The organism is Streptomyces sp. L2 (assembly GCF_004124325.1).
Lineage (GTDB): Bacteria > Actinomycetota > Actinomycetes > Streptomycetales > Streptomycetaceae > Streptomyces.
In genome coordinates this window covers 5726590-5739255 of sequence record NZ_QBDT01000001.1, presented here as the reverse complement: position 1 = coordinate 5739255, position 12666 = coordinate 5726590, and the positions used below count along the sequence as shown (strand labels likewise).

Sequence of the window (12666 nt, the reverse complement as noted above, 5' to 3'; positions counted from 1 at the left end):
GGGGCGCGCATCGGGTTCGGGGCCCGGGTCGGGGTCGGGTTCGGGGCCGGGAGCAGGGCCGGGGCCGGGAGCAGGGCCGGGGCCGGGGTCGCTGTCAGGTTGGGGCCCGGGGTCGACGTCAGGTGTGGGTCCGAGGCCGGGGCCGGGGCCGGGTCCGGGTCCGAGGCCGGGTTCGGGGCCGAGGCCGGGTTCGGGGCCGAGGCCGGGTTCGGGGCCGAGGCCGGGAACAGGTCCGGGGCAGGGGCCGGGAACAGGGCAGGGGCCGGGGTCGGCAGAGCCGGTGAAGTTGCTGGAGTGGGTGCATTCGGCGCGGCGGGCCGGGGTGACGGTGTTGTCGTTGGGGGCGGGCGGGGGTGAGCTGGCGGCGATGTCCCACGACACGCTGGCCGTGCCGGCCGGGGCCGAGCTGGACCTGGACAGCGTCCAGCACCTGGTGAGCGCGGCGGCCGGGGAGAACGCGGGGCCCCCGCGGTCCCGCCGGCGCTTCCGCGACCGGCTGACGCGCCTCGCCGAAGCGCTGACGGCGCCGCCGCCGGCGCCCTGGTAGTTTTTCGGCCCACTTCTCAGCAGGCCGAGTCGGGTGGGTGGGCGGGAAAAGTATTTGCTTGCCGCCGGGCGGCGATCGAACATGGCTCCCCGTGACCCTGCTGCCCGACCTCGCCCCCTGGAAAGCCTCGCTCGACTTCCGCAGACTCTGGCTCTCCGGCCTGATCAGCAACTTCGGCAGCTTCCTGACCTTCGTCGCCCTCCCCGTCCAGCTGAAGGACCTCACCGGCTCGGCGGCAGCCGTCGGCGCGATCGGCGCCGTAGAACTGCTCCCCCTGATCCTCTGCGGCCTGTACGGCGGCGCCCTCGCCGACGCCTTCGACAAGCGCCGCCTGATCGTGTGGACCGAGGCCGGCCAGGGCCTGCTCAGCGTGGCCCTGCTGGGCAACGCCCTGCTCCCGCACCCCGCTGTCTGGCCGCTGTACCTCGTGGCCGCGCTGTCCTCCGCGATGGGCGCCGTACAGCGCCCCGCCCTGGACTCCCTGTGGCCCCGCATCGTCGCCCACGACGACATGGCCGCCGCGGCCTCCCTGAACTCTTTCCGGTGGACCGTCGGCGGAGTCGCCGGCCCGGCCCTCGCCGGTGTGGTCGTCGCGTACGCGGGCCTCGGCTGGGCCTACGCCACCGACCTGCTGACCTTCGCCGTCTCGCTGGCGTTCATGGTGCGCATCGCCCCCTCCCCCGCCTCCCACGAGGCGGCGAAGCCCTCGCTGCAGGCCATCGCGGAGGGCGCCCGCTACGCCTGGAGCCGCAAGGACCTCCTCGGCACGTACGCCGTCGACCTCGCGGCGATGTTCCTCGCCATGCCGCTCGCGGTGCTGCCGTTCCTCGCGGACGACCTGGACGCCCCCTGGTCCCTGGGCCTGATGTACGCGGCCCTCCCGGCCGGCGCGCTGCTGGTGAGCCTGACCAGCGGCTGGACCTCGCGCGTCCACCGGCACGGCCGGATGGTCGCCCTCGCGGCCACTGGCTTCGGCGTCGCGGTCGCGGGGGCCGGACTCTGCCGGAACGTCTGGCTGGTACTGCTGCTCCTGGCGGCGAGCGGCGCCTTCGACATGGTCAGCGGGGTCTTCCGGTCCGCGATGTGGAACCAGACGATCCCGGACGAGCTGCGCGGCCGCCTCGCCGGGATCGAACTGTTGTCCTACTCGGTGGGCCCGCAGCTGGGCCAGGTCCGCGCGGGCGGCGTGGCCGCCTGGGCGGGCGTACGGGCCTCCGTCTGGTCCGGCGGCCTGGCCTGCGCGGGCGCGATCGGCCTGCTGGCGCTGTGCCTGCCGGGCCTGATGAGGTACGACGCCAGGACGGACGAGCACGCGATCCGCATGCGAGAGCGCCGAGCGGCCGCCACGCCACCCGCCCCCAAGGACGTCGCCGAGCCGATCACCGGCTGATCAGCTCTCGCCCTCATCACCCTCCGCGCGATCGTGCCACCGCGGATCGTTCTCCCACTCCAGGTTGCGCTCGCGCACGAGGTCCATGGCCCGCGCGGCCTCCTGGGGGCTGGCGTACGGCCCGAAGCGGTCCTTCGCCGGGCACTCGGGGCCCTCCTCGACCTTCTTGTGCCGCAGGCAGTAGTACCACTCGCCGGGCTTGCCCACCGTGCGCTTCTTGAACAGGGCCATGATCAGCTCCTCTCGCCGTCGACATGTTCCCCCATGCCCGCTGGTTAGACTCGCTGGCATGTCTGGCCAGTCGCTGCTCGTACCAGGGGAGCTTTCTCCCACCCGTTCGGTCCCGGGAAACATCCGCCGCCCCGAGTACGTGGGCAAGCCCGCGCCGGCGCCGTACACCGGACCGGAGGTGCAGACCCCTCAGACCGTGGAGGCGATGCGGATCGCAGGGCGGATCGCCGCGCAGGCGATGGAGGAGGCGGCGAAGCTCATCGCCCCCGGCGTCACCACCGACCAACTGGACAAGGTCGCCCACGAGTTTATGTGCGACCACGGCGCCTACCCCTCCACCCTCGGCTACCGCGGCTTCCCCAAGTCGCTGTGCACCAGCGTCAACGAGGTCATCTGCCACGGCATCCCGGACTCGACGGTCCTGCGTGACGGCGACATCGTCAACCTGGACGTGACGGCGTACATCGGCGGGGTGCACGGCGACAACAACGCGACCTATCTCGTCGGCGACGTGGACGAGGAGTCGCGGCTGCTGGTGGAGCGGACCCGCGAGTCCCTCAACCGGGCGATCAAGGCGGTCCGGCCGGGCCGGCAGATCAACATCATCGGCCGGGTCATCGAGTCGTACGCCAAGCGCTTCGGCTACGGCGTCGTACGCGACTTCACCGGCCACGGCATCAGCTCCGCGTTCCACTCCGGCCTGATCATCCCGCACTACGACAGCCCCCACGCGACGACGGTCATGCAGCCCGGCATGACCTTCACCATCGAGCCCATGCTGACCCTCGGCACCCACGAGTACGACATGTGGGACGACGGCTGGACGGTCGTCACCAAGGACCGCAAACGCACAGCCCAGTTCGAACACACCCTGGTCGTCACGGCCACCGGCGCGGACATCCTCACCCTGCCCTGACGAACCGGCTGGAGCGCGACTCTTCTCAGGGTTCGCCGCACATCGCGGATAGACCGACATGCGGCGAAGCGCAGGTCGGAGCACCAGAGGCCCTCGAAAGAACTGCACCCAAACGGATTCGCCCACGGGTCTACGCATCGCTGTAGACCCGTGCTCCGGGAAGGTTGATCAGCAGGGTCTCTACCGAACCCCGGGGTGATTCTCATGGGCCCCACCGAGATTTCTCGGTGGGGCCCATGAGAATCACGGCGTTCAGTGCGAATACGCTCCCGCAGAGCCGCTAGTCTCTCTCGACTACAGTAACGGGCTTCAGGCTGGGTCTTCGTAGTGGTACGCCTCTTCGGCGACCGCCTCGCCCTCTTCTGCACCAATGACGACCTCAAGTGCGTCAAAAATAATTTCGCACAGTCGCGCAATTCGGTGCATCACCTGCCGATCAACCATGTAATCAGCAAGGATTTCCGGATCAACTCGTCAGTTCCCGGTCGCGAGAAGATCCTGTGACGTTTGTAACTTCCAAGTCGCCATCCGCCACCCACTCGATGAACCCGTACCTGGAGTTGTATCGCGAACAGACAAGCCTGCTACTGGAACAGGGCGTCGAACTCGACGTCATCAAGGAGTTGCTGGGGTATGCCCACATCGGCGTGACCGCAACGCTGTACGCCCACGTACGACTCCGCCTCCAGCGCCAAGTCATTGACCTCCTCGGATACGCGCTCGGCGACCGAGTCGAGAGCGACGACGGAGACGACCCGCCTTCGCCTTGCGTAGCACCTGTCCACTGACGTTGCCGTCAACTACTGTCCTCAGACAACCCGGGGGCCCGACCGGAAACAAATCCGGTAGGCCCTCTGGGGTTTATTTTGACACTGGTGATGGACTGCCAAATGGCAGCCAAAAGGAGGGTCCGACTCGTCGTGCTCGCACACCGGCTTGCTGTTCACGTTCAGCCCGACCCCGGTCGCCTTGTCCGGCAGGCCCACATACTGCACCACGAGTTCCGCGTCGTTCCTGAACCGCTTCCACGCCGAGGTGTCCGACTCGTCAGCCGCACGGAGCTCCAGCGTCAGACGGGAGAACTTGCCCGCCGCGAAATCCTTCACCGTCGGAGTCAGATTCTCGTTCGACTCCGCGGCACTGTCGTTGAACTCGATCGGCTTCGTCGGCGAGTCCGGATCACACAACGACCCGCGCCCCGCCGACACGGTCTGGTCCACCATCAGGTCCAACTGCTTCGGCCGCGTCGACCACGTCGTGGACGAGGAGATGTTGTTCGTCCGCTCCAGATCCACCACACGCGGATCACACTGGAACGCCCAAGGCTCCGTCACCTGGAACGTGGCATCCAGAACCTTCTTGCCCTTCAGATTCGCAGGGGAGAACTCGAAGTACAGGCGCTGCACATACCCCGGACCGCAGTAGTAGCCGCTCCACGTACCGCATTTACCCGCGCCCTTGCCCTGGTCGTCGTCGCCGTTGCCCCACGCGTAGGACTCGTAACCGTCACTGCGCAGCAGGTTGCGCTCCGACTCGCCCCAGGTCACCGGCGGGTCGATGAACACCGGGAACGCCGAGGCGGCCGTCTCGTCGAGCATCTTCGCGTCCGGTACGACGGACAGTGAGTTCTTGCCGACCTCCATGTCCATGCGTGCCACGGTGTCGCCCTGGCCGGGTTCCACACCCGCGTCCGCCGGCGCCGTCACCGACGTGCCGGCCGGCCCGGAACCGTCCGTACCGACAGCCTCGGTTCGCATCAGCTGCGGCTGCGTCCCGGATGCCTGGCCCGCCGAGTCCCACATCTGGGCCGGGGGGGCCTTGAACACCGTAAGGCCGCTGCCATCCACCGCCGCGAGGTTCCCCGACGGGCCCTCACGCACAGCCAGGCCGTCCGCCGTCATCCCGAACGTCAGCTTCTTCAACTGATCGTTCGCCGCGGCCTCAGCCGTCTTCACCACGAACACCGTCTCGAAACTCTCCGGCGTCGCGTTCAGCTGAAGGTCAACACCCGGCAGGACATCCGGGTACACGGCGCTGGTGCCGTCGAGCTTCGGTGCCGGCAGGCTGCCCGGCCAGGACAGCTCCAAAGACCGGCCCTCATCGGTGATCCGAGCCAGCGGCGCCTTGTCACCGCCACCGGAGAACGTCATCCCCACGGCCGAGGCCTTCGGCGCCACCGACCCGTCGGACCGCTTCTCCAGCGTGGCATCAGGCGCCTGCCAGCCACCACCAGCCGTCGCCACCCGAATCGGAACACTCGACTCATGCAGCGTGAACGAATAGCCGTCCGGATTGGCGAACACCGTCGTCCGGTCCGTGCGCTGACTCATCACCTCGACCTGCTGACCGGACTCCTGCGCGTCCGCCAACGCCTGCTGCCCCTCCGACAACGGCGCCGGATCCGACCCACCCAGAGCCGCAGACGCCTGCTGCGCGGGCAGCGACAACACGGCCGCAAAAACAGCGAAGGCGGCCACCGAAGCCCTCAGACCCCGACGCCGCCCAGATCTGCCGAAAGCGGCCGTACCACGTCTCCCCCACCCCGCGCGCGAGGCATGTACTCAACTCCCACTGGTAGAGCGGATATTGTGCATGTCGGGGGCGCGCCGAAATTTGCCCCGTCCGGACAGGCAAGCGACGGAAGGCGAGGGCGGAGTCGCCCGATTAACTGGGCTTGAAAATCCTGATCCGGGCTAATACCGCGACATGTCCACCCGCGATACGCCACGTGCACTTCGTTACGCCTGCCGTGTCACTCGCCTTCCCGGACCGTGACGGCCGTGGCCTCGCTGCCCTGACGGCCCTGCTTCGCGACGCGGCGGCCGTTGCCCGTTCGGTTGATCCAGGTGTCCCTTGCCTGTTGAATCATCCTCACCCGGTTTGGGCTTCGCGGAGGGGGATGCACAATGTGGGAGCCAGGCGGCCCGGTCGATCTCGCGGGCATATTTTTCGTGTTTCTGGGCACCTGCGGTCTGCTCATCCAGGCGCAGAGCTTTGTGGACTACCGACGCTTGCGCAGGCTGGAGCGGCACGGGATCGAGGGTGAGGCGACCATCGTCCGTACGGCGCCCGGACGCGGGCTGCTGCTTCGGTGCTTCTTCGCGGTGAAGCTGCCGGGGGACGAAGCCGGCGGCGAGTTCTGCGAAGTACTCCTGGAGCCGATGGGTTCGCCGGGCGACGTGGTTGCGGCCATCTACGATCCCAGCCGGCCCGAGCGTGCCAAGACCGGAACTCGCGGGGACATCGAGTACAAGGGCGAGCGCCTTGCCGTGTACCTCCTGGGCGGCGGCGGAGGGACGCTGTTCGTCGCCGGGCTCGCCATGATCTTCACGGTGCGCGGCTGGTAGCACCGGGACGCCCGGTGATGTCAGCGTTCCAGGATCACCCGCCCCCCGACCTCCACCCACCCGTGCGGCTGGGGTGCCGTGAGGATCTGGGAGCCCTTGCCCTGGGTGATGTTGAGGGCGCGGCCGAGTTGGTCGGTGAGGAGGAGGGCGGCGGCGCCGGTGGCCTCGTCCTCGGTGATGCCGTCGTCGCGGCCGGGGAAGGCGCGGGCGCGGATGCGGCCGGCGGACTCGTCCTCCCAGGCCCAGGCGTAGAGCCAGTCGCCGGGCGGGGGGACGGGGAGCAAGTCGACCTCGGCTGCCGTGCCGTACTGGCGCAGGGTGCGGGGTGGGGCCCACTCCGCGCGGGCCTCGATCCAGGTGAACTCGCCGTCCAGGCGGGTGCCGACCACGCCGGCGGGGGTGACCAGTTCGGGGACGTCGAGGAGCCAGGCCGTGCCGACGCAGGGGTGACCGGCGAACGGCAGGCGCAGGGTGGGGGTGTAGATGTCGATGACGCCGCGCTCGGGGTCGTCCACGAACACGGTCTCGCTGAAGCCGAGTTTGGCGGCGAGTTCCTGCCGGTCGCCCCGCTCGGGGAGGTGGGAGCCCTCGCGGACGACGCCGAGTTCGTTGCCGTAGCCGCCGTCGGGGCCGCAGAAGACGCGGAGTACGTCGTAGTCAGTCACCCGGGAATTGAAACATCGCGGCCTTCGCGAGCGCGTCCCAGGCGGGGGCTCCGCCCGGGAGGTCCCAGGTTCGGGTGTGTTCCGAGCAGTAGGGCAGCTCCGCGAGTGTGTCGCCGTAGCCCTTCTCGACGGCGGCTCGCTGGCGGTCCGTTCCCGGCCCGGGTGGGCGTGTGGCGAACTGTGCGAGCTGCTGCGCGTAGGCGTCGTGGACCGAGGCGATGCTCCGCTGCCACGCGTCGCCGTCGGCCACCCGGGTCACCATGACGCAGTCGGGCGTCCGGCCCTCCGCCAGTGCGGCCACCGCGCGGTCGTGGCCGTCGAGCAGGACGCAGCCGTTCAGGAAGGACACCCACCACAGGAGCACGGGTGCGAGTGTGCCCTCGCGGGCGTGCTTGCGGTATGCCTTCACCCGGCCGGCCTGGGGTGACGACAGCCGGCGCAGGGGCAGGACACCGCTCCAGCCTCCGCCGCAGTACAGGCCCAGCCGACCGCCTGGCCACTCGCTGACGAAGTCGGAGGTCCAGATGTACCGCGGGGTGCCGGTGCGCAGGGCGAACTCCCAGCGGCCGTCGCTCAGCGGGGTGCCGTCGGCCTGTTCGAGGTGGCGGGCGTACGCGTGCACCCAGTTGCGCGCCGATCTCGCCTCCGTGGAGCGGATGGGCGGCAGGGGGGAGCCGTAGCCGTCGAGGCGGTGCAGATACAGCTCCGGGCAGCAGGCGTCGCCGTCGGTCCGGCCCAGCAGCAGCGGCCGCCCGGACTGCCTGAGCAGCAGCCGGCCGGCGTCCGCCCACTCGAAGCGCAGCCCGGGTGGGCCCGGCCGCCCCTCGATCTCCAGCACCAGCCGGCCGCCCAGCGCTTCCCCGCGTGCGATCCCGTTCCCCATACCGGCCACCCTCCCACCCCTTGGCGCGCCCCTTACCGGTTATTGGCGCTCTCTTCAAGCCGTCGACATCAAGCCGTGTCTGTGATCTTTCCGTGGAGCTGAATCCCCACCCCGGTGGGTAGCAGTGAGGTAAGCCTGGGTTAAGTTAGGGCAGCCTCACCACACCACCTCCGCAGGAGTCCGCATGCGAGCCGTCCGACTGACCGTCACCGCCGCCACCGCCGTGGCGGCCCTGACCGCCCTCTCGGCCTGCACCGCGAAGAGCGACGCCAAGGACGGCGAAGCCATCAAGGTCACGGCCGCCGACTCGACGTGCGACACCTCCGCGAAGTCCGTGCCGGCCGGCCAGGTCACCCTGAAGATCCAGAACACGGGCTCGAAGGCGACCGAGGTCGAGATCCTCTTCCCGGACGACCGGATCGTCTCCGAGAAGGAGAACATCGGCCCCGGCACCAAGTACACGCTGACCGCCGAGGTGAAGGCGGGGTCGTACGAGATCGCCTGCCGGCCCGGCATGAAGGGCCACGGCGTCCGCCAGAAGCTCACCGTCACCGGCGGCCACGCGACCGCGAAGCGGGACCCCGCGCTGGACAAGGCCGTCGCCGCCTACCGCGAGTACGCGCAGGAGCAGGCCGACGCGACGATCCCGAAGGTGGAGACCTTCGCCAAGGCCGTCGAGGCCGGCGACCTGGAAGCCGCCAAGAAGGCGTACGCCCCCTCCCGCGTCGGCTGGGAGCGCACCGAGCCGATCGCCGAGTCCTTCGGGGACATCGACCCCAAGACCGACACCCGCGCCGACGGCCTGGAGAAGGGCCAGAAGTGGACGGGCTGGCACGCGCTGGAGAAGGCGCTGTGGCAGGACAAGAAGATCGGCCCGGCGCAGAAGACGCTCGCGGCCCAGCTCGTCACCGACCTCAAGGACTGGCAGCAGCGGGTCGGCAAGGCCGAGATCACCCCCACCTCCATGGCCAACGGCGCCAAGGAGCTGCTGGACGAGGTCGCCACCGGCAAGGTCACCGGTGAGGAGGACCGCTACTCGCACACCGACCTGAGCGACTTCAAGGCCAACGTCGAGGGCGCGCAGAAGGCGTACGAGCTGCTGAAGCCCGTCGCGGCCAAGAACGACCCGGCGCTGACCAAGGAGCTGGACAAGCAGTTCAGCGCCCTGAACACCCAGCTGGACACCTACCGCACGGGCAAGTCCTCCGACGAGTTCGTCTCCTACGACAAGGTCACTGAGGCACAGCGCAAGCAGCTCTCCGACGCGGTGAACGCGCTCGCCGAGCCGCTGTCCAAGCTCGCCGCAGCGGTCGTGAAGTAAGCAAGGGGGCAGGGCGATGACCGAGACGCAGGACACTCAGGACACGCAAGCGACCGGGAACGGCGGTCCCTCGCGCCGCGCGCTGATCGGCTGGGGCGGTGCCGGGCTCGCGCTCGGTGCCGCCGTGGCCGGCGGCGCGGTGGCCGCGGCGGACGCGGGCGGCGACGCGGACCCGGCCGGCGCCGACATGGGCGCGGCGGTGGACTTCCACGGCGCCCACCAGGCCGGCATCGCCACCGCGGTGCAGGACCGGCTGCACTTCGCCGCGTTCGACGTGAAGACCGACGACCGCGACGCGTTCGTCCGCATGCTGAAGGAGTGGACGGCCGCCGCCCACCGGATGACCGGCGGCAAGACGGTCGGCGACGGCGCGTACGGCGGGCTGCCCGAGGCGCCGCCGGACGACACCGGTGAGGCGCTGGGCCTCAAGCCGTCCCGGCTGACGCTGACCATCGGCTTCGGTCCGTCGCTGTTCGAGAAGTTCGGGCTGCACGGCAAGCGGCCCGAGGCGCTCGTCGACCTGCCCCGGTTCGCCGGGGACAACCTGGACAAGTCCCGCAGCGGCGGGGACCTGTGCGTCCAGGCCTGCGCGGACGACCCGCAGGTCGCGGTGCACGCCATCCGGAACCTGGCCCGCATCGGCTTCGGCACGGTCGCCATCCGCTGGTCGCAGCTCGGCTTCGGCAAGACCTCCTCCACCACCCCGAACGCGCAGACCCCGCGCAACCTGCTGGGCTTCAAGGACGGCACCCGCAACATCGCGGGCACCGAGACCGACCGGCTGAAGAAGTACGTGTGGGTCGGAGACGGCGACGGACCCGACTGGATGACCGGCGGGTCGTACCTGGTCGCCCGGCGGATCCGGATGAACATCGAGACCTGGGACCGCACCTCGCTCCAGGAGCAGGAGGACGTGTTCGGCCGGGACAAGCGCGAGGGCGCCCCCGTCGGCAAGGCGCACGAGCACGACAAGCCGTTCCTGAAGGCGATGAAGCCCGACGCGCACGTCCGGCTCGCGCACCCCGACTCCAACCACGGGATCACGATCCTGCGCCGGGGCTACTCCTTCACCGACGGCACCGACGGCCTGGGCCGGCTCGACGCCGGCCTGTTCTTCCTGGCCTACCAGCGCGACCCGCGCGAGGGGTTCATCCCGCTGCAGCGCAAGCTGTCCGCGCACGACGCGCTCAACGAGTACATCCAGCACGTGGGTTCGGCGGTCTTCGCGATCCCGCCCGGCGTCCGGGACTCCGGCGACTGGTGGGGCCGCACGCTGTTCACCGAGGAGGCGTAGCCCGTGTTCTCCAACTACCTGATCGGTCTGCGCGAGGGCCTGGAGGCGTCCCTCGTCGTCTGCATCCTCATCGCCTATCTGGTCAAGACCGGCCGCCGGGACGCCCTGAAGCCGATCTGGCTGGGCATCGGCGCCGCCGTCCTCATCGCGATGGGCTTCGGCTGCGCGCTGGAGTTCGGCTCGCAGGAGATGACGTTCGAGGCGCAGGAGGCGCTCGGCGGCTCGCTGTCCATCGTCGCCGTCGGCCTGGTGACCTGGATGGTGTTCTGGATGCGGCGCACCGCCCGGCACCTGAAGTCCGAGCTGCACGGCAAGCTGGACGCGGCCCTCGCGCTGGGTACCGGCGCCCTCGTCGCCACCGCGTTCCTGGCCGTCGGCCGGGAGGGCCTGGAGACCGCGCTGTTCGTGTGGGCCTCGGTGCACGCGGCGAGCGACGGCACCCCGCGCCCGCTGATCGGCGTCGCGCTGGGCCTGGCCACGGCGGTGCTGCTCGGCTGGCTGTTCTACCGGGGCGCCCTGAAGATCAACCTGGCGAAGTTCTTCACCTGGACCGGTGGCATGCTGGTCGTGGTCGCGGCGGGCGTGCTGGCGTACGGCTTCCACGACCTCCAGGAGGCCAACTGGATCCCGGGCATCAACCACCTGGCGTTCGACATCAGCGACACGATCCCGCCGGACAGCTGGTACGGCACCCTGCTGAAGGGCGTCTTCAACTTCCAGCCGGACCCGACGGTCGTACAGCTGACGCTGTGGGCGGTGTACCTGGTGCCGACCCTGGGCGTCTTCCTCCTCACCCCGGAGTTCCGCGCGCGCCTGCGCGGCGGCGGCCCGGGCAAGCAGGCCGCCCCCGTCGCGGACGGGGTCCCGGCGTCGGAGTGAGGGAACCGGCCACCCGGCCCTCTCCCCGTCCCGGTAGGGTTCGCCTCCGGGAAGGGGAAGGTGAAGGCACGTCATGAGCAGGGATCGCAGTCGTCGTGGGCTTCGCGGGCGACGTGGGCTTCGCAGTCGACTCGGGCTTCACAGCCGTCGTGGGCTTCGCGTACGTCCGGGGCTCGGCAGGCATCCGGGGCTTGGCAGGCGTGGCCGCGACGCACTCATAGCCGTCTTGCTGACCGCCGTGTCGCTGACGGCGAGCGGGTGCGTGGTGGTGCACGGGGAGCGCGAGGTGCTGCCGACCGCCACCCGCGCCGAGGCGGCCAAGGCGCTCGCCGCGTTCACCGCCGCGTACAACAAGGCGGACAAGGCCTACGACACGTCCCTGGACGAGAACTACGTCACCGGGCCGCTCTCCGACATCGACTCCGCGCGACTGCGGGCCGGGCACGCCAACAGCCCGAGCGGCAACGCCTACCACACCCCGCTCAAGCTGACCGACGCCAAGTTCACCATCCCGAAGAAGGCCGGCTGGCCCCGCTGGTTCGTCGCCGACACCCGGAGCAACAAGGGCGGCAGCGCGCACTGGCTGCTGGTGTTCACCCGCGACGACCTCACCGACCCCTGGCAGGTGGCGTACCTGACGCTGGTCGCGCCCGATGACATACCGAAGTTCAAGACGGACGCGGACGGCTGGGCGGAGGCGGTACCGGCCGACTCGACCGGTCTCGCCGTGTCCCCCGGCAAACTGAGCGAGTCCTACACCGGCTATCTGGAGGACGGCGGGAAGACGTTCGCGAACGGCGCGTTCACCAGCGTCGAGCGGGCGAACCGCGCCCGGGTGGCCCAAAAGCCGGGCCTGGTCACCCAGTTCATCGACAAGCCGCTGACGAACGGTGACTACGCGCCGCTGGCGCTGCGCACGGCGGACGGCGGCGCGCTGGTCTTCTTCACCACGCACCACTACCAGAAGCAGACCGCCGCTCCGGGCACCTCGGTCCCCACCCCGAACAAGAGCGTCCAGGCCCTCACCAAGGGCGAGATCAAACAGTCTCTGACGATGGAGTTCATCTCCAACGAAACAGCCCTGGACCCGGCGGGGGCGGCCCCCATCTCCCTACTCGGCCGAGTACAGGGCCTGACATCAGCCCAGGGCGCCTAAAAAGCCACCGCAGGAAAACGCCCCTGAAAGGGGCGCG

The 12666-nt window shown here is 69.8% G+C and carries 12 protein-coding genes and 2 pseudogenes; 9 read left to right on the top strand and 5 right to left on the bottom strand.

All coding sequences use genetic code 11. From position 1 onward, the window contains the following. Window positions 1-286: 286 nt before the first annotated feature. A pseudogene (locus DBP14_RS25625) lies at window positions 287-547 on the top strand (hypothetical protein); the annotation flags it as partial. Between the two features lie 91 nt (window positions 548-638). Further along, entirely contained in the window at window positions 639-1937 is a 1299-nt protein-coding gene (locus tag DBP14_RS25620; protein ID WP_129309463.1) for an MFS transporter, read from the top strand. Here the strand turns inward: DBP14_RS25620 and DBP14_RS25615 are convergent, their stop codons facing one another. After that, a complete protein-coding gene (locus tag DBP14_RS25615; RefSeq protein ID WP_129309462.1) occupies window positions 1938-2168 on the bottom strand; it encodes a hypothetical protein in 231 nt (76 codons plus the stop codon). It abuts the gene before it with no gap. A gap of 58 nt (window positions 2169-2226) precedes the next feature. Here DBP14_RS25615 and map point away from each other — a divergent pair, with 58 nt between their 5' ends. After that, on the top strand, window positions 2227-3084 hold the full coding sequence (map, locus tag DBP14_RS25610) for a type I methionyl aminopeptidase (RefSeq protein ID WP_129309461.1): 858 nt from the start codon (window positions 2227-2229) through the stop codon (window positions 3082-3084). Between the two features lie 309 nt (window positions 3085-3393). Here the strand turns inward: map and DBP14_RS37335 are convergent, their stop codons facing one another. Continuing rightward, window positions 3394-3528 carry a hypothetical protein gene (locus tag DBP14_RS37335; RefSeq protein WP_277752732.1) on the bottom strand — a complete coding sequence of 45 codons (135 nt, stop codon included), beginning with the start codon at window positions 3526-3528 and terminating at the stop codon, window positions 3394-3396. 134 nt (window positions 3529-3662) lie between these two features. Between DBP14_RS37335 and DBP14_RS25605 the strand changes: the two are divergent. Next, a pseudogene (locus DBP14_RS25605) lies at window positions 3663-3872 on the top strand (site-specific integrase); the annotation flags it as partial. 21 nt (window positions 3873-3893) lie between these two features. Here DBP14_RS25605 and DBP14_RS25600 read toward each other — a convergent pair. Then, window positions 3894-5561 (bottom strand): hypothetical protein, encoded by a 1668-nt coding sequence (locus DBP14_RS25600; RefSeq protein WP_206739348.1) that lies wholly within the window; start codon window positions 5559-5561, stop codon window positions 3894-3896. Between the two features lie 429 nt (window positions 5562-5990). Between DBP14_RS25600 and DBP14_RS25595 the strand changes: the two genes are divergently transcribed. Further along, the gene (locus DBP14_RS25595; protein WP_129309460.1) at window positions 5991-6431 is read left to right on the top strand and encodes a DUF3592 domain-containing protein; all 441 of its coding nucleotides are present in this window, start codon (window positions 5991-5993) and stop codon (window positions 6429-6431) included. A 20-nt stretch (window positions 6432-6451) separates the two neighbouring features. Here DBP14_RS25595 and DBP14_RS25590 read toward each other — a convergent pair whose 3' ends face one another. Together DBP14_RS25590 and DBP14_RS25585 are read right to left on the bottom strand one after the other, a co-directional pair. Then, window positions 6452-7096 (bottom strand): PhzF family phenazine biosynthesis protein, encoded by a 645-nt coding sequence (locus DBP14_RS25590; protein ID WP_129309459.1) that lies wholly within the window; start codon window positions 7094-7096, stop codon window positions 6452-6454. Next, window positions 7089-7979: a hypothetical protein gene (locus DBP14_RS25585; protein ID WP_129309458.1), complete on the bottom strand. Its 891-nt coding sequence runs from the start codon at window positions 7977-7979 to the stop codon at window positions 7089-7091. Before DBP14_RS25585 ends, DBP14_RS25590 begins: the two co-directional genes overlap by 8 nt. Window positions 7980-8163: 184 nt before the next feature. On the opposite strand from DBP14_RS25585, the gene efeO reads away from it, so the two are divergent. The 4 genes from efeO (at window position 8164) to DBP14_RS25565 (ending at window position 12629) form a co-directional block, all read left to right on the top strand. Further along, window positions 8164-9300, top strand: a complete 1137-nt coding sequence (gene efeO, locus DBP14_RS25580) for an iron uptake system protein EfeO (protein ID WP_129309457.1) — start codon at window positions 8164-8166, stop codon at window positions 9298-9300. Window positions 9301-9316: 16 nt separating this feature from the next. Then, entirely contained in the window at window positions 9317-10594 is a 1278-nt protein-coding gene (gene efeB, locus DBP14_RS25575) for an iron uptake transporter deferrochelatase/peroxidase subunit (RefSeq protein ID WP_129309456.1), read from the top strand. 3 nt (window positions 10595-10597) lie between these two features. Beyond that, entirely contained in the window at window positions 10598-11473 is an 876-nt protein-coding gene (gene efeU, locus DBP14_RS25570; RefSeq protein ID WP_129309455.1) for an iron uptake transporter permease EfeU, read from the top strand. Window positions 11474-11702: 229 nt separating this feature from the next. Beyond that, window positions 11703-12629 carry a hypothetical protein gene (locus tag DBP14_RS25565; RefSeq protein WP_241741287.1) on the top strand — a complete coding sequence of 309 codons (927 nt, stop codon included), beginning with the start codon at window positions 11703-11705 and terminating at the stop codon, window positions 12627-12629. The last annotated feature ends 37 nt before the right edge of the window (window positions 12630-12666 follow it).

Bases quoted from the DNA above. Each gene is read 5' to 3' on its own strand.
- DBP14_RS25615 (WP_129309462.1), bottom strand. From the start codon at position 2,168: ATGGCCCTGTTCAAGAAGCGCACGGTGGGCAAGCCCGGCGAGTGGTAC.
- map (WP_129309461.1), top strand. From the start codon at position 2,227: ATGTCTGGCCAGTCGCTGCTCGTACCAGGGGAGCTTTCTCCCACCCGT.
- DBP14_RS37335 (WP_277752732.1), bottom strand. From the start codon at position 3,528: ATGGTTGATCGGCAGGTGATGCACCGAATTGCGCGACTGTGCGAAATT.
- DBP14_RS25595 (WP_129309460.1), top strand. From the start codon at position 5,991: ATGTGGGAGCCAGGCGGCCCGGTCGATCTCGCGGGCATATTTTTCGTG.
- DBP14_RS25585 (WP_129309458.1), bottom strand. From the start codon at position 7,979: ATGGGGAACGGGATCGCACGCGGGGAAGCGCTGGGCGGCCGGCTGGTG.
- efeO (WP_129309457.1), top strand. From the start codon at position 8,164: ATGCGAGCCGTCCGACTGACCGTCACCGCCGCCACCGCCGTGGCGGCC.
- efeB (WP_129309456.1), top strand. From the start codon at position 9,317: ATGACCGAGACGCAGGACACTCAGGACACGCAAGCGACCGGGAACGGC.